This window comes from Ruegeria intermedia, assembly GCF_900129345.1.
GTDB classification, from domain to species: Bacteria; Pseudomonadota; Alphaproteobacteria; order Rhodobacterales; family Rhodobacteraceae; genus Ruegeria; species Ruegeria intermedia.
The window spans coordinates 43,766-65,292 of record NZ_FQVK01000009.1 but is presented as its reverse complement, the minus strand read 5'-3'; the positions used below and the strand labels follow the sequence as shown (position 1 = coordinate 65,292).

The 21,527-nt window shown below is 65.5% G+C and carries 19 protein-coding genes; 13 read left to right on the top strand and 6 right to left on the bottom strand.

The window, feature by feature from the left end; all coding sequences use genetic code 11:
* The first annotated feature begins 182 nt into the window (after nt 1–182).
* Genes F3H26_RS08425 through F3H26_RS08405 form a run of 5 tightly spaced genes read left to right on the top strand, consistent with a single transcriptional unit; the run spans nt 183 to nt 7,400 of the window.
* A complete protein-coding gene (locus F3H26_RS08425) occupies nt 183–1,955 on the top strand; it encodes an ABC transporter ATP-binding protein (RefSeq protein ID WP_149775613.1) in 1,773 nt (590 codons plus the stop codon).
* On the top strand, nt 1,948–3,861 hold the full coding sequence (locus F3H26_RS08420; protein WP_149775612.1) for an ABC transporter substrate-binding protein: 1,914 nt from the start codon (nt 1,948–1,950) through the stop codon (nt 3,859–3,861). The genes F3H26_RS08425 and F3H26_RS08420 overlap by 8 nt, the downstream gene beginning before the upstream one ends.
* A 13-nt stretch (nt 3,862–3,874) precedes the next feature.
* Entirely contained in the window at nt 3,875–4,903 is a 1,029-nt protein-coding gene (locus F3H26_RS08415; RefSeq protein ID WP_149775611.1) for an ABC transporter permease, read from the top strand.
* Complete coding sequence (locus tag F3H26_RS08410) at nt 4,900–6,054, top strand: ABC transporter permease (RefSeq protein ID WP_149775610.1); 1,155 nt, start codon at nt 4,900–4,902, stop codon at nt 6,052–6,054. The genes F3H26_RS08415 and F3H26_RS08410 overlap by 4 nt, the downstream gene beginning before the upstream one ends.
* Nucleotides 6,051–7,400 carry a CoA transferase gene (locus F3H26_RS08405; RefSeq protein ID WP_149775609.1) on the top strand — a complete coding sequence of 450 codons (1,350 nt, stop codon included), beginning with the start codon at nt 6,051–6,053 and terminating at the stop codon, nt 7,398–7,400. Before F3H26_RS08410 ends, F3H26_RS08405 begins: the two co-directional genes overlap by 4 nt.
* A 96-nt stretch (nt 7,401–7,496) precedes the next feature.
* Here F3H26_RS08405 and F3H26_RS08400 read toward each other — a convergent pair whose 3' ends face one another.
* On the bottom strand, nt 7,497–9,872 hold the full coding sequence (locus F3H26_RS08400) for a mechanosensitive ion channel family protein (protein ID WP_149775608.1): 2,376 nt from the start codon (nt 9,870–9,872) through the stop codon (nt 7,497–7,499).
* Nucleotides 9,873–10,234: 362 nt separating this feature from the next.
* Here F3H26_RS08400 and F3H26_RS08395 point away from each other — a divergent pair, with 362 nt between their 5' ends.
* Genes F3H26_RS08395 through F3H26_RS08365 form a run of 7 tightly spaced genes read left to right on the top strand, consistent with a single transcriptional unit; the run spans nt 10,235 to nt 16,734 of the window.
* Nucleotides 10,235–11,449 (top strand): glycosyltransferase family protein, encoded by a 1,215-nt coding sequence (locus tag F3H26_RS08395; RefSeq protein WP_188127726.1) that lies wholly within the window; start codon nt 10,235–10,237, stop codon nt 11,447–11,449.
* On the top strand, nt 11,446–12,693 hold the full coding sequence (locus F3H26_RS08390) for a glycosyltransferase (RefSeq protein ID WP_149775607.1): 1,248 nt from the start codon (nt 11,446–11,448) through the stop codon (nt 12,691–12,693). Before F3H26_RS08395 ends, F3H26_RS08390 begins: the two co-directional genes overlap by 4 nt.
* Nucleotides 12,693–13,769 carry a glycosyltransferase family 4 protein gene (locus F3H26_RS08385; RefSeq protein WP_149775606.1) on the top strand — a complete coding sequence of 359 codons (1,077 nt, stop codon included), beginning with the start codon at nt 12,693–12,695 and terminating at the stop codon, nt 13,767–13,769. The genes F3H26_RS08390 and F3H26_RS08385 overlap by 1 nt, the downstream gene beginning before the upstream one ends.
* On the top strand, nt 13,766–14,350 hold the full coding sequence (locus tag F3H26_RS08380; RefSeq protein WP_149775605.1) for a histidine phosphatase family protein: 585 nt from the start codon (nt 13,766–13,768) through the stop codon (nt 14,348–14,350). The genes F3H26_RS08385 and F3H26_RS08380 overlap by 4 nt, the downstream gene beginning before the upstream one ends.
* Nucleotides 14,347–15,489, top strand: coding sequence for a glycosyltransferase family protein (locus F3H26_RS08375; RefSeq protein ID WP_149775604.1), 1,143 nt, complete (start codon nt 14,347–14,349; stop codon nt 15,487–15,489). The genes F3H26_RS08380 and F3H26_RS08375 overlap by 4 nt, the downstream gene beginning before the upstream one ends.
* A complete protein-coding gene (locus F3H26_RS08370) occupies nt 15,486–16,238 on the top strand; it encodes a polysaccharide deacetylase family protein (protein WP_149775603.1) in 753 nt (250 codons plus the stop codon). Before F3H26_RS08375 ends, F3H26_RS08370 begins: the two co-directional genes overlap by 4 nt.
* Nucleotides 16,239–16,257: 19 nt before the next feature.
* Nucleotides 16,258–16,734, top strand: a complete 477-nt coding sequence (locus tag F3H26_RS08365) for a class I SAM-dependent methyltransferase (protein WP_149775602.1) — start codon at nt 16,258–16,260, stop codon at nt 16,732–16,734.
* On the opposite strand, the gene F3H26_RS08360 is transcribed toward F3H26_RS08365, so the two are convergent.
* Entirely contained in the window at nt 16,735–17,877 is a 1,143-nt protein-coding gene (locus F3H26_RS08360; RefSeq protein ID WP_149775601.1) for an alpha-D-ribose 1-methylphosphonate 5-triphosphate diphosphatase, read from the bottom strand.
* 52 nt (nt 17,878–17,929) lie between these two features.
* Here F3H26_RS08360 and F3H26_RS08355 point away from each other — a divergent pair, with 52 nt between their 5' ends.
* Nucleotides 17,930–18,613, top strand: a complete 684-nt coding sequence (locus F3H26_RS08355) for a DUF1045 domain-containing protein (RefSeq protein WP_149775600.1) — start codon at nt 17,930–17,932, stop codon at nt 18,611–18,613.
* Here the strand turns inward: F3H26_RS08355 and phnN are convergent.
* Genes phnN through F3H26_RS08335 form a run of 4 tightly spaced genes read right to left on the bottom strand, consistent with a single transcriptional unit; the run spans nt 18,595 to nt 21,475 of the window.
* Nucleotides 18,595–19,143 carry a phosphonate metabolism protein/1,5-bisphosphokinase (PRPP-forming) PhnN gene (gene phnN / locus F3H26_RS08350; RefSeq protein ID WP_149775599.1) on the bottom strand — a complete coding sequence of 183 codons (549 nt, stop codon included), beginning with the start codon at nt 19,141–19,143 and terminating at the stop codon, nt 18,595–18,597. The genes F3H26_RS08355 and phnN overlap by 19 nt on opposite strands.
* A complete protein-coding gene (gene phnL / locus F3H26_RS08345; protein ID WP_149775598.1) occupies nt 19,140–19,823 on the bottom strand; it encodes a phosphonate C-P lyase system protein PhnL in 684 nt (227 codons plus the stop codon). The genes phnN and phnL overlap by 4 nt, the downstream gene beginning before the upstream one ends.
* Before the next feature lie 24 nt (nt 19,824–19,847).
* Nucleotides 19,848–20,618, bottom strand: a complete 771-nt coding sequence (phnK, locus tag F3H26_RS08340; protein WP_149775597.1) for a phosphonate C-P lyase system protein PhnK — start codon at nt 20,616–20,618, stop codon at nt 19,848–19,850.
* On the bottom strand, nt 20,615–21,475 hold the full coding sequence (locus F3H26_RS08335; protein ID WP_149775596.1) for an alpha-D-ribose 1-methylphosphonate 5-phosphate C-P-lyase PhnJ: 861 nt from the start codon (nt 21,473–21,475) through the stop codon (nt 20,615–20,617). Before F3H26_RS08335 ends, phnK begins: the two co-directional genes overlap by 4 nt.
* Nucleotides 21,476–21,527: the final 52 nt, after the last annotated feature.

The following is a 21,527-nucleotide window of genomic DNA, read 5'->3' as shown; positions in this document are numbered from 1 at the left end:
CCTTGGATGACAAAAACTCAAGCCTTTGTGTAGGGACAATGCGCCAAGGGACGCGATTCCGCGACGTTTTCCCCCAAGAAGGTGTTTGACTAGTCGCCCCCGAGCGCGCGAAACTGCGACCAAAAAAACAGGGAGTTGATCAAAGCCATGCCCACCGGCGGCCAAACGGGCGGAACCCCCGCATGACGGTCTTGCTGTCTGTCCGAGACCTGAGCATCGGTTTCGGGGACGGGGATTCCGTCGTCAAAGATGTGAGCTTCGATGTCGAGGCCGGGCAGACGCTGGCCTTGGTCGGAGAGTCCGGGTCGGGCAAGACCATATCATGCCGGGCGGTGCTTCGTATCCTGCCCCGCGCGGCGCAGATCCGGAAGGGCACGATCACCTTCGGCACCGGACAGGATCAGCTTGATCTCGCCACGCTCGGCGAGCGCAGGATGCGCGACATCCGGGGGAACCGGATCTCGATGATCTTTCAGGAGCCGATGCGGTCGCTGTCGCCGCTGCACAAGATCGGCAACCAGGTCAGCGAAGTCCTGTGGCTGCACCGCGGGGCCTCGGAATCCGAGGCGCGCAAGGAAGTTCTGAAACAGTTTGAACGCGTCGGCTTTCCCGATCCCGCGCGGGCTTACGACTCGTATCCTTTTGAAATGTCAGGCGGGATGCGGCAGCGGGCGATGATCGCGATGGCCATGGTGGCCAAGCCCGACCTGCTGATCGCCGACGAGCCCACCACCGCGCTGGACGTGACGACACAAGCGCAGGTTCTGGGGCTGATCAAGGACCTGCAGCAGGAAACCGGGATGGCGCTGATCCTTGTGACGCATGACCTGGGCGTGGTGGCCAACATGGCCGAACAGGTGGTCGTGATGCACAAGGGCCGCGTGATGGAGGCCGGCCCCGCCGAGTTGATCCTGAGCGAACCGGCGCATCCCTATACGCAGCAGTTGTTCGACGCCGCGCCGGAAATCCCCGACAAGGATGCCGTGGGCATCCCCATGCCAAACGAGGATCTGATCCTCGAGATGAAGGGCGTGTCCAAGACCTACACGATGCGGTCGGGCCGCGGGTGGAAGGCCGACAAGCTGATCCACGCCTGTCGTGGCATCGACCTCAAGCTGGCGCGGGGCAAGACCCTGGCCGTGGTCGGCGAAAGCGGGTCGGGCAAGACCACGGCCGCGCGCATCGCACTGGGCGCCGAACTGCCCGATCCCGGCGGCGAGGTTCTGTTTCGCGCCACGTCGCAGGACGATCCGATCCGGGTGCACCAGATGACGCGCACCGAACGCACGCTGTTTCAGCGCAAGGCGCAGATGGTGTTTCAGGACCCTTACAGCTCGCTCAGCCCGCGGATGCGCATTCAGGACGCGATGACCGAACCACTCGAGATTCACGGGATCGGCACCCCGGCGGAGCAACGCGAAAAGGCGGCCGAGATGCTCAAACGCGTCGGGCTGAACGCCGACATGCTGAAACGCTATCCGCATGCCTTTTCCGGCGGCCAGCGCCAGCGCCTGTCGATTGCCCGCGCAATGATGCTGGACCCCACGCTGATCATCTGCGACGAACCGACCTCGGCACTGGACGTCTCGGTGCAGGAACAGATCCTGACGCTGCTCGAGGACCTGCAGGACAGCCTGAACCTGTCCTATTTCTTCATCTCGCACGACCTGGCGGTGGTGGCCCGCATCGCGGACGAGGTCGCCGTGATGCGGCAGGGGCTGGTGGTCGAACAGGCCCCGCCCGAGACCCTGTTCTACAACCCCCGTCACCCCTACACCAAGGCGCTGATCGCGGCCCAGCCCGAGCCCGACATCAACCGCCCCATCGACCTGAAGCTCGTTGCCCTTGGCGCCGGATCACCGGACAGTTGGGATGACGCCTTTCGATTTACAGACTCCGTGATACCTTCGCTGGTAGAGATGGAGCCCGGCCATAAGGTACGTTGCCATGTTTAAGACCCCTCGATTGCTGACGCTGGCCACCGTTCTGGCCTCTGCCTTCGGGCTTGCCGCTCAGGCGGACAACCTGCCTGATCTGCAGGAAAGCACGTTCTGGAAAACCGAGGTCGATGCCGGGAACCTGCCACCGATACAGGACCGTATCCCGCAAGAGCCGCTGATCGTCGACCTCGAGGCCAAGGGCCGCGCCTTCGGCAAACAGGGCGGCACCCTGCGCACCATGGTCACCCGGTCCAAGGACATCCGTCAGATGGTGGTCTATGGCTATGCGCGGTTGGTGGGTTATGACGCCGACTACAATCTGGTGCCCGACCTGCTGGCCAGCTACGAGAACGAGGACAACCGCAAGTTCACGCTGCATCTGCGCAAGGGCCACAAATGGTCCAATGGCGCGCCTTTCACGTCTGAAGATTTCCGGTACTGGTGGGAAGACGTGGCCAACAACGAACTGCTCAGCCCCTCGGGTCCGCCCGATTTCCTGCGGGTCGAGGGCAAATTTCCCACGGTCTCGTTCCCTGATGAGACGACGGTGATCTATGAATGGGAAGATCCCAACCCGAACTTCCTTCAGTCGCTGGCGCAGGCGCGTCCGCCCTTCATCTATCGGCCGGCCGAGTTCCTGAAACGCTATCACGAGAAATACGCCGACAAGGAAGAGCTTGCATTCCTGGTGGAAGATGCCCGCGTCAAAAGCTGGGCCGCGCTGCACAACAAGCTGGACAACCTCTACAAGTACGACAACCACGAACTGCCGACGCTTCAGCCCTGGCTGAATGCCAGCTCGGGCAAGAAGATCCGGCACAATTTCGTACGCAATCCCTATTATCACCGCATCGACGCCAAGGGCGTGCAACTGCCCTATATCGACGTGGTCGAGATGGAAATCGTCGCCCCCGGCCTGGTCGCGGCCAAGGCCAATGCCGGCGAGACCGATCTGCAGGGTCGCGGGCTTGATTTCCGCGATGCCTCGATCTTGAAAAAGGGCGAGGCGCAGGGCAACTACAAGACCTTTCTGTGGAAGACCGGTGTCGCCTCGCAGATCGCGATCTATCCCAATCTGAACTATGAAGACGAGGTCTGGCGCAACGTGCTGCGCGATGTGCGCGTCCGCCGGGCGCTGTCGCTGGCGATCGACCGGCAGACCATCAATCAGGCCCTGTATTTCAAACTGGCGCATCCGGCGGCCATGTCGGTGCTGCCGGCCTCGCCCTTCTACAGTGAAGAAAACGCGCAGGCCTGGGCACAGTTCGATATCGACCAGGCCAATGCCCTGCTGGACGAGGCCGGGCTGGACAAGCGCGACAGGAACGGCATTCGCCTGCTGCCCGACGGCCGCCCGATGGAGCTGGTGATCGAGACCGCCGGCGAACGGCAAGAGGTCGAGAACGCGCTGCAGATCGTCACCGACACCTGGCGCGACATCGGCGTCAAGCTGGTGATGCGGCCGCTGGACCGGGACATTCTGCGCAACCGGGTGTTTGCCGGAAACACGATGGCCTCGGTCTGGTACGGATGGGACAACGGGATCCCGCAGGTCTATACCTCGCCGCTGTACGTGGCGCCCACCGATCAGGTGTTCCTGTCCTGGCCGAAATGGGGCCAGCACTATCAGACGGGCGGCGGTTCCGGCGAGCCGCCCGATCTGCCCGAGGCGCAGCGCCTTCTGGAACTGGCCCACGACTGGCAGGTCGCCACCGACGACGACCAGCGCCGCGCCGCGTGGGAAGAAATGCTGAAAATCCACGCCGATCAGGTCTATGCCATCGGCATCCTGAACGGGGCACCGCAACCGATCGTGGTGTCCAACCGTCTGCGCAACGTGCCGCAACAGGCGATGTGGGCCTGGGACCCGGGCGCGCATTTCGGGGTGCACCGTCCCGACGAATTCTTCTTCGCGGACTGACGGGGGCCGGCCGATGATCATGCTCCGCTATGCGGTGTATCGCTTTTTCACGATGCTGCTGACGCTTCTGGTGGTGTCGGTGATGATCTTCGTGATCATCAACCTGCCGCCGGGCGACTATCTCAGCAACCAGATCGCGGAGTTGCAGGCCTCGGGGCAGTCGGCGGGCGTGGCCAAGGCCGAGTTCCTGCGCAAAGAATATGCGCTGGACCGGCCGATGTGGCAACAATACCTGATCTGGATGGGGTTCTTCCCCGGCCCGCACGGGTTCGAAGGGCTGTTGCAAGGCAACTATGGCTGGTCCTTCGAATTCGACCGCCCCGTGGCCGAGATCGTGGGTGATACGCTGTGGCTGACGGTCGTGGTGAACCTGGCCGCCATCCTGTTCGTCTATGCGGTGGCCCTGCCGCTGGGCGTGATGGCGGCGGCCAAGTCCCGGACCTGGGTCGATTACACGACCGCTTTCGTGGGCTATCTGGGGCTGGCCACGCCCAACTTTCTGCTGGCGCTGATCCTGTTCTATTACGGCCACCGCTATTTCAACCTGCCCATCGGCGGGTTGATGGACCCGGTCTATGAAGGCCAGCCGATGAGCTGGGACAAAATGAAGTCGATCCTGGTGCACCTGATCGTGCCCACTTTCGTGATCGGGACCTCGGGCGCCTCGGCGATGATGCAGCGCCTGCGCGCCAACATGCTGGACGAGTTGGGCAAGCCCTATGTCGAAACCGCCATCGCCAAGGGCATGGCGCCGTCGCGGATGCTGACGAAATACCCGCTGCGCGTAGCCTTCAACCCGTTCGTGGCCGATATCGGCAACCTGCTGCCCTCGATGGTGTCGGGCTCGGTTCTGGTGTCGGTGGTGCTGGGCTTGCAGACCATCGGCCCCACCCTGCTGACGGCGCTGAAGACACAGGACCAGTTCCTGTCGGCCTTCATCCTGATGTTCGTGGCCCTGCTGACCCTGATCGGCACCATGATATCCGACATCCTGCTGGTCATGCTTGACCCGCGCATCCGCTACGAAGGGCGTGAGGCATGAGCAGACTTCCCGATGGCCGCTATGTCGATGACGCCCCCTTCGACCCGCAGGCCGCCCTGCAGGAGCTGGAGCGCAAGGACCTGGACGCCCCCAACTGGGTGCTGGTCTGGCGCAAGTTCAAGACCCACCGGCTGGGCCTGATCTCGGGCATCTTCCTGCTGTTGTGCTACCTGATGCTGCCCTTTGCCGGGTTCATTGCGCCCTACGGGCCGAATGACCGCAACGGCGAACACCTGTACGCCCCGCCTCAATCGATAAACTGGTTCCACGACGGAGAGTTCATCGGGCCCTTCGTCTATCCGACCGTGGCCGAGGCCGATCTGGAAACCTTCCAGTGGAAATTCGTGACCGACACGGACGACCCGCGCAAGATCCGGTTCTTCTGCGAGGGTTCGGAATACAAGCTGGCCGGGTTGATCCCGACCGACACGCATCTGTTCTGCCCGCCCGAGGGCACGACCCTGTTCCTGTGGGGGTCCGACCGGCTGGGCCGCGACGTGTTCAGCCGCATCCTCTATGGCGCGCAGCTGTCGCTGACGGTGGGCCTGATCGGCATTTCGGTCTCGTTCTTCCTGGGCATCCTGTTCGGATCGCTGGCCGGCTATTTCGGCGGGCGGATCGACTGGGTCATCAACCGCGTGATCGAGATCCTGCGGTCGCTGCCCGAACTGCCCCTTTGGCTGGCGCTGTCGGCGGCGGTGCCGTCGAACTGGTCGCCGGTGGCGGTGTTCTTCATCATCTCGATCATCCTCGGCATCCTCGACTGGCCCGGTCTGGCCCGTTCCGTGCGCGCCAAATTCCTGTCGCTGCGCGAAGAGGAATATGTGCGCGCCGCCGAGATGATGGGCGCCAGCTCTGGCCGGGTGATCCGCAAGCATCTGCTGCCCAACTTCATGTCGCATCTGATTGCCTCGGCCACACTGTCGATCCCGGCCATGATCCTGGGGGAAACGGCGCTCAGCTTCCTCGGCCTCGGACTGCGGGCACCGGCGGTCAGCTGGGGCGTGATGCTGAACGACGCGCAGAACCTTGCCTCGATCGAGATCTATCCATGGACGGCCATCCCGATGCTGCCGATCATCGTGGTGGTGCTGGCCTTCAATTTCCTGGGTGACGGGCTGCGCGACAGCCTGGACCCCTATCAACAATGAGCCTGCTGGCGGCGCTTCCGCCGGCCGAGGCCTATCGGGTCAGCGGGACCGGTGCGCTTGCCAGCGCCTTTGCCGTCTCGAACCTGGCCACTGCCAGCTTCGCCGCCGTCGGGATCGAACTTGCCCGGTTCATGCAGGCCGCCAACCTTGCCGCCACGGCGCCGGCCGTGTCGGTCGATCGGCGCCTGGCGTCCCTCTGGTTCGGGTATTCCTTCAAACCCGACGGGTGGGAAATGCCGAACCTCTGGGATCCAATCGCCGTCGACTATCAGGCCGCCGACGGCTGGATCCGGCTGCACACCAACCTGCCGCATCACCGGGCGGCCGCGCTCAGAGTGCTGGGCACCCCGGCCGACCGCACTGCGGTGACGCAGGCCATCCGCGGCTGGTCGATCTCGGACCTGGAAACCCGGATCGTGGCCGAGGGCGGCGTTGCGGCAGCCATGCGCAGCCGCACCGAGTGGCTCGACCACCCGCAGGGCCGCGCCGTCGCCCGCGACCCCTTGATCGGCTGGCACGGTCCGCGCCGGATCACTCTGCGCGACCGGCCCCGGGCAACCGCTGCCCGCCCCTTGTCGGGGCTGCGGGTTCTGGACCTGACCCGCGTTCTGGCCGGGCCGGTCTCGACCCGGACGCTGGCGGGGTTCGGGGCGCAGGTGTTGCGGATCGACCCTTCGGGCTGGGACGAGCCCGGGGTGATCCCCGACATCTCACTGGGCAAGCGCTGTGCCTATCTGGATCTGAAATCGCCGGCAGGAATGGATCGACTGCAGGAGCTGCTCGCCCAAGCCGACGTGTTCGTGCACGGCTATCGCCCGGGGGCGCTGGACGCACTGGGCCTCGACAAGGCCAAACGCGACGCGATTGCCCCCAACCGCATCGAGGTCACGCTGAACGCCTACGGCTGGCAGGGGCCTTGGGCGACCCGGCGCGGGTTCGACAGCCTGGTGCAGATGAGCGCGGGCATCGCCGATGCCGGCCGCCTGTGGGCCAAGGTTGAAAAACCGACCCCGCTGCCGGTTCAGGCTTTGGACCACGCGACCGGCTACCTGATGGCCGCCGCCGTCCTCTCGGCCCTGACCGAGGCCACCCTGGGCCGTTCCATCATGGATGCCCGGCTGTCGCTGGCCCGCACGGCCGAACTTCTGGCCAGCCTCGCCAAGACCGAGACCACCGAAGACATCACCAAGCCCGCCCCTGCGGACTATGCCCAAGACACCGAGCAATCGGGGTGGGGGCCGGGTCATCGCCTGAAGCCCGCACTGAACGTGGGGCCAGCCGGCATGCGCTGGCCGCTGCCCGCGTCCCGGCTGGGCACCTCCGATCCCGTGTGGGAGCCGTCCTGACATACGCGCGACCGCCGCGCGGCACGCGCGGCCCGGCCCAACGCCTCGGCGGTGTCTCTTAAAAGACGCCGGGCCGAGGGGGCGGGAGCCGCTTGGTCAGCGATCGTCGCCGCCCGGTCCGATATCATCCAGATAGTCTTCGTCGATCGCGGCCTGAACCGCACCGGTCACCGCCTCGCGCTGCTGCGGCGTCAGGTCGCCGGCCTCCTTGCCATCGGCCAGTCGCACCGTGACTTCGCGGTGGGCGAACTTGATGCCTTCGCGCGCGAACAGTTCCCTGATCTCCTGATAGACCCGCTTGCGCACCAACCATTGATCGCCCGGCTTGGTCATGAACTTGACCCGGATGATCATCGCGGAATCCTGCATCTCGATCACGCCCTGCGATTTGAGAGGCTGGATGAAATTGTCGCCGATCACCGGGTCGCTCAGCAATTCCTGCCCCAGCTTCTTGATCAGCTTGCGCACCTTTTCGACATCGGTGTCATAGGTCACCCGCAGCGGCAACTTCATGATGACCCAGTCGCGGGAATAGTTGGTCAGCACCTTGATCTCGCCGAAGGGAATGGTGTTCAGCGCCCCAAGATGGTGGCGCAGTTGCATCGACCGGACCGAGATCTTTTCAACCGTCCCCTTCACGTCGCCGATATCAACGTATTCGCCCTTGCGGAACGCATCATCCAACAGAAAGAACGCGCCCGAAAAGATGTCCCGCACCAGCGTCTGCGCCCCAAAGCCCACCGCCAGACCGACGACACCGGCACCGGCAAACAACGGGCTGACATTGATGCCGACCTCCATCAGGGCAATCAAACCGATCGAGACCACCACAATGGCCAGAATGGCGCCACGGAACAGCGGAAGCAGTGTTGCCAGCCGGCTCTGACCGCTTTCGCCGCCCTCGTCGCCCAATTCGGCCTGACCGCCACCATCCTCGACCTCTTCGGCGATTTTCGTGTCGATCCAGATGCGGAAGAAATGGAACAGGATATATCCGATGAACAGGATCACCATCACGTCCAGCGCGCGTCCGACGGGCAGATCCTCGCTCCAACTGGCATCTGGGTTCCAGATCACCACCAGCGCATAGATGCCGACCACGAAGGCCAGAATGCCGGCCACGCGCCGGGCCAGATCCTCGTAGGTGACCAGCGCGTGGCGCCGCTGCTCGGCCTCGGGCGTTTCCGAAGTCTGCCGCGCCTCATCATCCGTGTCGGCCTCGGCGTTCATCGCCTCGATCTGGCGATTGCGGTCGAAATACCGTTCCAGAACATAATTCATGGCCCCATAGGCGATGACCACGGACATGAAGATCAGATAGCTGCTGGCCACGATCGGAATCGAATCCTCGGTTTCCAGAACCAGATCCACCGCCAGCTTGAACCAGCTGAACACCAGGTAGATAATCAGCACCGGCGCCCAGCCGAAGGATACGAAGCGCAGCAGCCACGACACCTGGTCCGGCCTGCGCCCGCCCCGGATCGCGTTCGAGATCGCCCGCGCATTGAACAGGATCATCAGGATGTTTCCGACCAGCCCGATCAGGGTCAGGGTGCCATAGACCATGGCATAGACGTTGTAGTTGAGGCCGAAATCCGCCACCCAGGTCGAAAACAGAACCGCGGTGATGTCGTAGGTCGCCAGCACCGAGGCCCAGATGTACAGCCGCTTGGCGTCCCGGTCCGAAAACGGCGGCAGGCGATATTGGCTGAGATAGGGTGACAACACCATCCGCCACAGGTCCGAAACCGTGCGCGACAGGAAAAAGGCCGTGAAGATCGCGGTAATCGTGAACTGGATGGAAATATCCTCGGCCTCGCCGAAAACCAGATAGCCCACCAACAGCGCCATCAGCATGGCAAAGACGGTGGCCCCGATTCCCATCAGGAACCGGAACACCAGGAACGGCATCTTTTCTCGATACCCTTGCGGGTTTTCCTTGATCCGGGCGACGACCCACCGTCGGGCAAAACGCTTGCCGTACAGTTCGATCGACAGCCACCGGCCCAGCAGCAGGAACAGGATGTTCCAGCCCAGAACCTCGACATAGGTCATGATCCGGCCGTCGGGGCTGGTCTGTTCCAGGATGTATCGCACCTCGAAGATCGAATAGGGCAACGCCTCGAGCCGCGACCGGACGGCCTCGCTGAATTTGGCGACGCGCTCCTGCGCCTTCATCAACTGCGAGCTTTCCGACATCGGATCATGCGGCGCGTCCTCGGCCCGAGCGGTGGCCCCTGCACCCGAGGGCACCACATTTCCGGCACTGTCGATCACGATGACGCTGGCCCCCGCCTCGGTCGCCGCGCGGATGGCGGCGGCAATGTCCGAGTCACTGCTTGTCCCGGTCTGGTCGTCCGACCCCGTCGGATACCCCGGAATCAGCGGGGTCTGGGCCGAAGCCTGCATCGCACCTGCGACCATCATCGCCCAACACAGGCACATCACGCGGACAAGAACTGTCAAATTCATGGGGCTCGGCATCCAGTTTCATTTCGGCTGTCCGGCAGCCTACAGGCGCGCGCGGCCCTGTTCAAACCATCCGGCCGGGATTTCCCGACAACGTGTAGTGGCGTGTTTTTTGCAACATTCCTGACGGCCGGCATATTTTCAAATGCCTGATATCCGAGTAACACATCCGAAACCGGCCATCCCGCGCCTGCAAACACGTTTCGGGTTCATGTCGGCAGATGCCCGAGGGCTGTTGCCAAATCGCAATGCCTGACGCATTTGCGGCGCTGAAACAGCGCCTTTGGCAAGCGGACCCGGAAAAGATAAGCTATCAGGTGCGAACGCGCGGAAAATGCACCGAGACCAATGAAACGGGCGAAGGCATGGGCCTAGGCACAAAAGACCAAATCACCGGCCGCGCGCCGCGCATCCTGTTCTACAGCCACGACACGTTCGGTCTGGGCCATCTCAGACGTTCGCGCGCTCTGGCATCCGCGATCACCCAGGCCGATCCGCAGGCCTCGGCGCTGATCCTGACCGGATCCCCGGTCGCCGGCCGGTTCACCTTTCCACGACGCGTCGACCATGTGCGCCTGCCCGGCGTGACCAAACGCGCGGATGGCTCCTATGCGGCGCAGACCATCGGCATGGGCATCGACGAAGTGACCGAATTGCGGTCAGGCCTGATCCAGACCGCCGTGCGCCAGTTCGACCCCGACGTTCTGATCGTCGACAAAGAGCCCACCGGGTTCCGCGGCGAACTGCTGCCGACGCTTGAACACCTGCACGAAACCGGCCATGCCAAGTTGGTTCTGGGCCTGCGCGACGTACTTGATGAACCCGAAGTTCTGGCCGCCGAATGGGCCCGCAAGGATGCCGTTGCCACGACCGAGAAATTCTACCACGAAATCTGGGTCTATGGTCTGCGTTCGGTCTATGACCCGACCCGGGGTCTGCCGCTCAGCCCGGCGACCCAGGCCCGCATTCACTGGACCGGCTATCTGCGCCGCGATCTGGGACCGCTCGGCACTCCGCCGGATCAGCCCTACATCCTGATCACGCCCGGCGGCGGAGGGGATGGCAAGGCCATGGTCAACCTTGTGCTGTCGGCCTACGAGCAGGACCCAGACCTGTCGCCGCGCGCCGTGCTGGTCTATGGCCCCTTCCTGTCGGGCGAGTTGCGCGACGACTTCGAAGCCCGTGTCGCGGCCCTGAACGGGCGGGTGACGGCGGTGGGGTTCGAATCGCAGATCGAGACCCTGTTCGCGGGTGCGGCGGGGGTGGTCTGCATGGGCGGCTACAACACCTTCTGCGAGGTGTTGTCGTTTGACAAACGCGCGGTGATCGTTCCGCGCACCACGCCGCGGCTGGAACAATGGATCCGCGCCTCGCGCGCCGAAGACCTGGGCCTGGTCCGCATGCTGGACGAAACCCGCGATGGATTGACGCCCCAGGCGATGATCGCCGCCATCCGCGACCTGCCGAACCAGCCGCTGCCATCGCAGGCGATCCGCGCGGGCCTTCTGGACGGGCTGGACTATGTGACCGGCCGCGTCGATGCCCTGCTGTCGCAGGAACGGGAGCGCGCCACCGGATGAGCAGATCCGCACCCAGGCTGGCGGTGTTGGTCAAGGGCTGGCCACGCCTGTCCGAGACGTTCATCGCCCAGGAACTGGTCGCCCTGCAGGAGGCGGGCCACGAGTTCGACATCTGGTCGCTGCGCCACCCGACCGACACCAAACGCCACCCGCTGCATGACCGGTTCGCCGGCACGGTCCATTACCTGCCGGAATATCTGTACCAGGAACCCGAACGGGTCTGGGCGGCGCGCCGGGCCGCGCGGGCCATGCCGGGATACGACCGCGCCTATCGGCAGTGGCGGCAGGATTTGCGGCGCGACCCCACGCACAACCGCATCCGCCGGTTCGGTCAGGCCTGCGTTCTTGCCGCCGAACTGCCCGCCGAGACCCGCGCGCTGTATGCGCATTTCATGCATACGCCGTCCTCGGTCGCGCGCTATGCCGCGATCATGCGGGGCCTGCCGTGGAGCTTTTCGGCCCATGCCAAGGACATCTGGACCTCGCCCGACTGGGAAAAGCGCGAAAAGCTGCAGGCCAGCACCCACGGCGCGGCATTCGGCGCCACCTGCACCGCCGTCGGTGCCCGCCACCTGCGCGAGCTGGCCGACGATCCGGCCCGGGTCGATCTGATCTATCACGGGCTGGACCTGTCGCGGTTTCCGCCCGCCCCCGACCGCCCGTTGCGCGAGGTCGGCGCGCCGTTCCGCATGCTCTCGGTGGGCCGGCTGGTCGAAAAGAAAGGCTTTGACCGTCTGCTGCAGGCGCTGGCGCTTTTGCCTGCCGACCTCGACTGGCACTGGACCCATATCGGCGGTGGCGCCTTGTCGGACGGCCTGCGAGACCTGGCCGCAACCCTGGGTCTGTCGGACCGCATCACCTGGCGGGGCGCCTGCGACCAACCCGAGGTGATCGCGGCCATGCGCACGGCCGACCTGTTCGTTCTGCCCAGCCGCATCGCGGCGGATGGCGACCGGGATGGTCTGCCCAACGTGTTGATGGAGGCCGCCTCTCAGACGCTGCCGATCCTGTCCACGCCGATTTCGGCCATCCCCGAATTCATCCAGAGCGGGGTACACGGGATTTTGTCCGCCGACACGCCAGACGCACTGGCGGATGCGATCTCGGCACTGGCGGCAGACCCCGCGAAAGCCGCGGCGATGGCCGACGCGGCCCATGACCGGTTGATTTCCGAATTCCGCATGGAACCCGGCATCGCACGGCTGTCGGCCCGGCTGCGGGCGTTGTGCGCGGACCGGGACTGATGACGCGGGTCGCCTTCTACGCACCGATGAAAGCGCCGGACAGCCCGGTGCCGTCGGGCGACCGGCAGATGGCCCGCAACCTGATGGCCGCAATCGGGGCCAATGGAACACCGGTCGATCTGGTCTCGCGCCTGCGCATCTATGACAAGACGGGGGACGCATCGGTCCAGGCCGCGCTGCGTCGGGCCGCCCGATCCGAGGCCGAACGGTTGATCGCCGACCTGCCCGGCGATACCCGCCTGTGGGTGACCTACCACAACTATTACAAGGCGCCCGATCTGCTGGGGCCCGTGGTGGCCAAGGCCCGCGGCATTCCTTACGTGCAACTGGAAAGCACCCGCGCCCTGTCGCGCCTGACCGGGCCATGGGCCGGGTTCGCCCGCGCCGCCCATGACGCATGCGATGCAGCCCGGGTGATCTTCTATCACACGGCGAACGACTTCATCACGCTGAAGCGGGAAAGACATGGCGATCAGGCGCTGATCGAACTGCCCCCGTTCCTGCCGCGTACGGATCTGCCGCCCCTGTCGCGCTGCGACGGCCCGATGCTGGCCGTGGGCATGATGCGGCCGGGCGACAAGCTGGCCTCGTATGCGATCTTGGCCCAGACGCTGGCCCTGCTGAAAGGCGACTGGTCGCTGGACATCGCCGGCGACGGCCCGGACCGGCCGCAGGTTCAGGCCCTGATGGCCCCTTTCGGGGCGCGGGTGCGCTTTCTGGGGCAATTGGACGCCCCCGCGATGCAGGGCGCCTATGCGCGCGCCGCGCTCTTGGTCTGGCCGGGCGTGAACGAGGCCTACGGCATGACCTATCTCGAGGCGCAGGCCGCCGGAGTGCCGGTGGTGGCGCAGGATCGCCCCGGCGTGCGGGACGTGCTGGCGCCGTCGCACTATCCCAAGCCGGAGGACGGGCCGCAGGCGCTGGCCGCCCGCATCGACGTGTTGCTGGCCGACTCCGATCTGCGCCGGGCCGAGGGCGCAAGGGCCCGTCAGCGCATCGCCGACCGCCACCTGATGCCGGCGGCCTCGGACCGGTTCTGGGCCGGCGTCGCGCCCCTGCTGGAGGACCGCACGTGACACGTCTGGCCCTGCTGCGACACGGTCATACCGCCTGGAACCGCGCCGGCCGCATTCAGGGGCGCAGCGACATTCCTCTGGACGACGAAGCCCGCGCCCAACTGTCCGGCCTGCGCCTTCCGCCCCCTTGGGACAAGGCGGAGTTGTGGTCCAGCCTGCTGAGCCGCGCGACCGAAACGGCGCAATTGGTCGCGGGGCGGGCGCCGCGGACCGACCCGGCTCTGACCGAGATGGACTGGGGCGACTGGGAAGGACAGCGCGGTCTGGACCTGATCGCCGACCTCGACAGCGGTTACCGCCATATCGAGGATTGGGGCTGGGCCTACCGCCCCCCCGGCGGCGAAAGCCCGGCCGAGCTCTGGGCGCGGCTGGAACCCTGGCTGGCCGGTCTGCAAACCGATGCGGTCGCCGTTTGCCATATCGGGATCATGCGCGTCATTCTGGCCCGGACCTGGGGGTGGGAGTTTGCCGGCCCCGCGCCATTCCGCATCAAACGCAACCGCCTGTATGTCGTCGATCTGGACCGGATGCAGCCCGAACCCGAACCGGTCCGCCTGACCCCGCGCGAGGACATGCCATGAACGTCATGATCGCCGTCACCCATCTGTTGGGAACCGGGCATCTCAGCCGGGCGCTGACGCTGGGGCGGGCTTTTGCCCGGGCCGGGCACGCGGTCACGGTGGTCTCGGGCGGGATGCCCGCGCCGCAACTGGATCGTACCGGCCTGAGCCTTGTGCAACTGCCGCCGCTGCGCTCGGATGGCACCGATTTCACGCGGCTGCTGACCGAAAGTGACCAGCCCGCCGACGCCAACTATCTGGCGCAACGGACCGCAATGCTGGTGGATGCGGTGCAATCCGGTCGGCCCGACATCCTGATGACCGAGCTGTTCCCCTTCGGCCGCCGCAGCCTGAGCGCCGAGTTTCTTGCCCTGCTGTCGGCGGCTAGGGACCTGCCGGCGCGGCCGGTTGTCCTCAGTTCGATCCGCGACATCCTGGCACCGCCTTCCAAGCCCGCAAAGGCCGAACGGGCCGACGAGATCGTGGCCGAATTCTTCGACGGCGTGCTGGTGCATTCCGACCCGCAAGTCACACCCCTTGGCGTCAGCTGGCCGGTGTCTGAGCGGCTGGAAAGCCGCCTGCACTATACCGGTTTCGTCGCCCCGCCAGCGCCGCTGCCCCATTGCGACGGCATCGGCAAAGGCGAGGTTCTGGTAAGCGCCGGCGGCGGATCGGTGGGGCAGCCGATCTTTCGCGCGGCCATCGAGGCCGCCCGAAAGATGCCAGGCAGCCGCTGGCGGCTGCTGGTCGGCGGCGGCGACGCCGCTGTCCGCATGGAGGAACTGCGCACACGCGCCCAAGGCTGGCCGATCACGATCGAGCCGGTCCGCCCGGATTTTCGCAACATGCTGCCTCTGGCCGGGGCATCGGTCGGCATGTGCGGGTACAACACCGCGATGGACCTGTTGCAGGCGGGTACGCCGGGCGTCCTGATCCCGTTCGATGACGGCAAGGAGGTCGAACAGACCCTGCGGGCCCGCAGCCTCGCCCATTTGCCCGCCTTGCGCGTATTGTCCTCGGCGGAGCTGACCGGAGACGCCTTGGCCCGTTCGGTCGCAGCCGTCATGGACGAGGGCCGCCGCAGTCCGGCCAGGCAAGGTTTTGACGGTGCGCATCGGACGGTCCAAATCGCCCTGCAACTGCGGGAGGCGCGCGGATGACCTGGGACTGGACCCCGTTGGCGGAGGAACTTCGCGCCTGGGGACAGGCAGGGCAGACGCTGCCGCTGTGGTGGCGCGACGATGATGCCGTGGCGGCGACGCCGCAACTCGAACGCCTGTCGGACCTTTCGCGGCGGCTGGGCCTGCCGGTTCATCTGGCCGTCATTCCGCAGGCGGCCCGGCCGGATCTTGCCGCGCTGGTCGCTCAAACGCCCGAGCTGATTCCGGTGGTTCATGGCTGGGCCCACCACAACCACGCGCCTGCCGGTGAAAAAAAGGCCGAATTCCGCCTGCACCGCCCGCTGGAGGCCATCAAGGACGACGCCCGCCGTGGCCTTGCGCAACTGTGCGACCAGTTTCAGGATCGGCTGCGCCCGATGTTCGTGCCGCCTTGGAACCGGATCGCGCCCGAAGTCGCCGCGACGCTGCCCGAACTGGGCTATCGGTTCCTGTCGACGGCGACGCCGCGTGCCCAAAGGCTGGCAGCGCCGGGGCTGGAGCAAGTCAACACCCATCTGGACCCGATCGACTGGCGCGGCATACGCGGGCTGGCCGACCCAGACGCGCTGATTGGCCAAACCGTTGCGCTGCTGCGCGACCGCCGGCTGGGCCGCGCGGACCCCCAGGAACCTTTTGGCGTGTTGACCCACCATTTGGTCCATGATCAACAGATCTGGGATTTCACCGAAGCGCTGCTGATGCAGCTACTGCAGGGTCCGGTCCGTATCTGGACGGTACCCGTGCACTGAACGACCAAGGGAGACCCCGATGAGCCGACTGGATTCCATGCTGCGCCGTCTGACCGCCCAGCGCGACGGGTTGAACTGGGCCGCGGCGCAGATCGTGGATCTGGACGGCGACGTGCTGGACATGGGTCTGGGCAATGGCCGCACCTTCGATCATCTGCGCGAAATCCTGCCCCAAAGACGCATCTGGGTGATGGACCGGGTGCTACAATGCCACCCCGACAGCACGCCCCCCGCCGAGGATTTCCTGCAGGGCGAGGCCGAGCCGATGTTGGCCAAGCTGGCCGATCGCGGCCCGTGCGTAGCGCTGGCGCATTACGATTTCGGACGCGGCATCAAGCACGAAGACGTGGCCGAAGCCGCCCGGCTCAGCCCGCTGATCGCCCGGGTCATGGTTCCCGGCGGCTACCTGATCTCGGGTCAGCCGTTGGTAGGGTTCGAACAGATACGCGGGCCCGAAAGCATCGCGCCCGACCGCTATCTGTTCTATCGCGCCTGATCAGGCCACGCGGCGCCCGCGTGACCATACCGCGCGCAGCGCCGGCACTGTGTCCCGCATCCGGAACCGGATCAGATCGCCGCGCATTCCGACTTGAATCGCGCCCCGATCCGTCAACCCGGCCGCCCGCGCCGGGGCCAGGGTCACGGTCTTCAATCCGCGCGCCATGTCCCCCCACATTCGGCCCAGCTGCACGGCAGACAACAGCAAGGCCGAGGGCACATAGTCGGACGACAAGATGTCCAGATATCCGCGTCGGGCCAGGTCGCGCGCCGCCACGTTGCCGGAATGCGATCCGCCTCGGATCACGTTGGGCGCCCCCATCATCACCTGAATACCCAGGTCATGGCAGGCGCGGGCGGCCTCGACGGTGGTGGGGAACTCGGCCAGGCGAATGCCGTGACCCGCCGACACCTGCACCTGCTCGAGCGTGGTGTCGTCATGGCTGGCCAGAACCGCCCCGAACCGGCGCGCGGCACGCACGGCTTCGTGTTCGTGCCGGTCTCCGTTGCGGTCCCGCAGGGCCTTCAATTGGGCGACATGCTGCAGGAACATGTCGTCGTCCATCGCGTATTTACCCTTCAGATAGGCCTCGAACTTGGACAGGTCGCGGAATTGGCGCTGCCCCGGCGTGTGATCCATCAACGAGACGATGCCAACCCGGTCCTCGGGGCCGAAATCGTCCAACTCCTCGATCAGGGTTTCCGAGCAGACCTCGGCCCGCAGATGCAGAAAATGGCTGATCTTCAGTGCGTCCTGCGCCCGCAGATCCCACAGCTCGCGCGAGAGGCCGCGCGCATAGGGCAGATACCGCCGCGCACCCGACGGGATCGACCCGACCCGCATCGCATCGAACACCGTGGTGATGCCGGTGCCGGCCAGTTCGGCGTCATGTGCGATGATCGCGGCGGCATGGGGCCAGTCGACGCCCGGCCGCGGCTGGATGTGGCGCTCGAGATTGTCGGTATGCAGTTCGACCAGACCGGGACCGACGAAATCTCCCTCGCAATCGATTGCACCCTTTGGAACCTGAGGGCAGGGATCGACCGCGACGATGGTTCCGCCGGCGACCCGGACACAGCCGCGTACGATCTCGTCGGGCAGAACAAGCGCGGCATTGGCAAGGATCAGTTCATCTGTCATCGGAATTTCACACGGTTTGTTCTAACAAGAGGCCACGCAACAGGAGGCCAAGGTGAGATACAGGCGCTACGCGATCTATTTCGTTCCCCCCCGCAACGCGGATTGGGCCGCATTCGCAACGGCCTGGCTGGGCTGGGACGCCGAGACCGGGACCGAGGTTGGGCACCCTGCGGTCGATGGTCTGGATATTGCCAGCATCACCGAGGTTCCGCGCAAATACGGCCTGCACGCGACGTTGAAGCCGCCCTTTCGCCTGCGCGCCGGGCAGACGCTGCCCGCGCTCGAGGCCGCCTGCGCGCGCCTCGCGGCGGCACGGCGCGCGCTGACACTGGACGGGTTGGAAATCGCCCGGCTGGGCCGGTTCCTGGCCCTGCGCCCCGTGGGTGATACCGACGCGCTGAACGCGCTGGCCGCGGCCTGCGTCCGCGATCTGGACGGGTTTCGGGCCCCCTTGACCGATGCGGATCTGGCCCGCCGGCGCGCGGCCCGCCTGACGCCCGCGCAAGAGGCCAACCTGGCGGCCTGGGGCTATCCTTACGTGCTGGACGCCTTTCGGTTTCACATCACCCTGTCCGGCAAGCTGGACAAGGACACCCTTGCCCGAACCCAAGCGGCTCTGGAGCACCACCTTGCCCCCTTGTTGCCCGCCCCGTTCCACATTCCGGATCTGGCGCTGGTCGGCGAGGCCGAGGACGGGCGGTTTCACGTGATCCATCGCTATGCCCTTTCGCCCTGAAGCTGCTGCAGGATCTGATCGACGGTCCGCGCCAGCGGGCCGGAATTGTCCACGGTGATCACCCGCCGCAAGCCGTCCGGCAGCGGGGTCCCGGCCCGCCCCAACCGATCGGCCTGCGCGGACGTGCTTTCCCGCCCGCGATCTCTGAGCCGTTGCGCCAGAACCTCGGGGGCGGCCGTCAACGAGACGACCACCAGATCCTTGAACACGTCCTGCGCCTGCGTCAGGACCGAACGGGACAGGTTGACCAGAACGCCACGGGCCGCGCGCCGCCGGTCCAGGATCGAGGCCGGGATTCCGTAGAGCAACCCGTGCGCGGACCAGTGCAGTGCAAAGGCACCGTCGGACGCCATCAGATGGAACTGCGCCTCGGTCACGCGATCAAAGTCCTCACCCTGTTCGCCCATGGGTCGGGTGATCACCCGCCGAACCCGGCAATATCCCGGTTCCCGGTCCAGAAGTGCCCGGATCACGCTGTCCTTGCCCACGCCGGACGGCCCCACTACGGCAATGACCGGCGCCAGGCTCATTTCATCCGCTCCGGCGCGAATCTCGAGACATCCACCGCCCTGTCACAGACCCGATCGCGCGCCTCGGCGTCATGGAATATGCCGACGATGGCGGCCCCGCGCGCCTTTGCCTCGTCGATCAGCGACAACACGGTTTCGCGGTTCTCGGCATCCAGGCTGGCGGTCGGCTCGTCCAGCAACAGCGCCGGATAGTCATGCGCGAAGCCACGGGCGATGTTCACCCGCTGTTGCTCGCCGCCCGAAAAGGTCGTGGGGCTCAGCCCCCACAGATTTTCGGGAATGTTGAGCCGCCGCAGCAATGCGCTGGCCCGGCTGCGTGCGGCCTGCCGATCCACGCCCAGCGCCAGCAGCGGCTCGGCCACGACGTCCAGCGTCGGCACCCGCGGCACCACGCGCAGAAACTGACTGACATAGCCCAGGGTTTCGCGGCGCAGTTGCAGGATCTCGCGCGGTTGGCCCCGAGCGACGTCCAGGCCACCCACCCGCACCTGCCCCGAGGCCGCCAGGTAATTGCCGTAGATCACCCGCATCAGCGTGGACTTCCCGGCCCCGCTGGCGCCGGTCAGGGCCACGCATTCCCCGGCCCCGACCCGCAGCGACGCGCCAGCCATCACCGGGATCACGGCGCCGCCCTGGTTGTGCAGGATGAAACTCTTGCTCACATCGGTCAGTTCGATCATCGCGGTTGTTCCTTTCGCTGGGAGTCAGACCTGCAGAACGCTGGATACAAGCAGTTGCGTATAGGCATGCTGCGGGTCGTCCAGCACCTGATCGGTCAGCCCTGCCTCGACCACCTCGCCATCCTTCATCACCATCAACCGATCCGCCAGCAGCCGCACCACGGCCAGATCGTGGGTGACGATGATGGCGCTCAGCCCCATCTCGCGCACCAGACCGCGCAGCAGATCCAGCAGCCGCGCCTGTACCGAGACGTCCAGCCCGCCGGTCGGTTCATCCATGAAGACCAGCCTCGGACCGGTCACCAGGTTGCGCGCGATCTGCAACCGTTGCTGCATGCCGCCCGAAAACGCGCTGGGGCGGTCGTCCACGCGGCTTTCCGCTATCTCGACCCGGCCCAGCCAATCCAGGGCCTGCCCGCGGATCTGACCATAGTGCCGGCTCCCCACGGCCATCAGCCGCTCGCCGATATTGCCGCCGGCGCTGACCGACATGCGCAGCCCGTCGCGGGCATGCTGATGCACAAAGGCCCAATCCGTGCGCCCCAGCATCCGGCGGTCCGGCTCCGACATCGTGACCGTATCCACCGGCCCGTCGGCGCGGGTATCAAAAATCACCTGCCCGGCATCCGGTTCCAGATGCCCGACCAGACAGTTCAGCAGGGTCGATTTGCCCGACCCGCTTTCGCCGACGATCCCCATCACCTCGCCGGGGTAGAGGTCGAAACTGACATCCCGGCAGCCGATCCGCGCGCCATAGCGCTTCTCGATGCCTTTGACCTGCAAGAGCGGGGTCATGCCGTGCCCTCCTGCGCCAAACGGCCTTGGTGTCCGGCCTCGCGGCGGGACCGACAGTAATCGGTGTCCGAACACACGAACATCCGGTTGCCTGCATCGTCCGTAATTACCTCGTCCAGGTAACTGTCTTCGGCCCCACACAGATTGCAGGCGTGATCGGCCTTGCTGGCCTCGAACGGGTAGTCCTCGAAATCGAGGCTGACCACCCGCGTATGCGGCGGCAGTGCATAGATCCGCTGCTCGCGCCCGGCCCCGAACAGCTGGATCGCGTCCATCTCCAGTTTCGGATTGTCGAATTTCGGGATCGGAGACGGGTCCATCACATAGCGGTCGGCCACCCGGACCGGATAGGCATAGGCCGTGGAAATCGCGCCGTGCTGGCTGATGTCTTCGTAGAGTTTCACATGCATCAACCCGTATTCCTGCAGGCTGTGCATCTTGCGCGTCTCCGTCTCGCGCGGTTCCAGAAACCGCAACGGTTCGGGGATCGGGACCTGATAGACCAGGATCTGATCGGCGCGCAGCCGGGCCTCGGGGATACGATGGCGGGTTTGGATGATGGTGGCCTTCCCGGTCTCTTCGGTCGTGGCCACGCCCGCGGTCTTTTCAAAGAACTTTCGGATCGACACGGCGTTGGTCGTGTCATCGGCGCCCTGATCGATGACCTTGAACACATCATCCGGGGTCAGCGTCGCGGCCGAGACCTGAACCCCGCCCGTGCCCCAGCCATAGGGCATGGGCATCTCGCGGCTGGCAAATGGCACCTGATAGCCGGGCACCGCCAAAGCCTTGAGAATGGCCCGGCGGATCATCCGCTTGGTTTGTTCGTCCAAATATGCGAAGTTATACTCATTCATTTGATGTATCACTTTCGGTTCTTGGTGGTGTTGTGGACGGTTATTTGGTTGC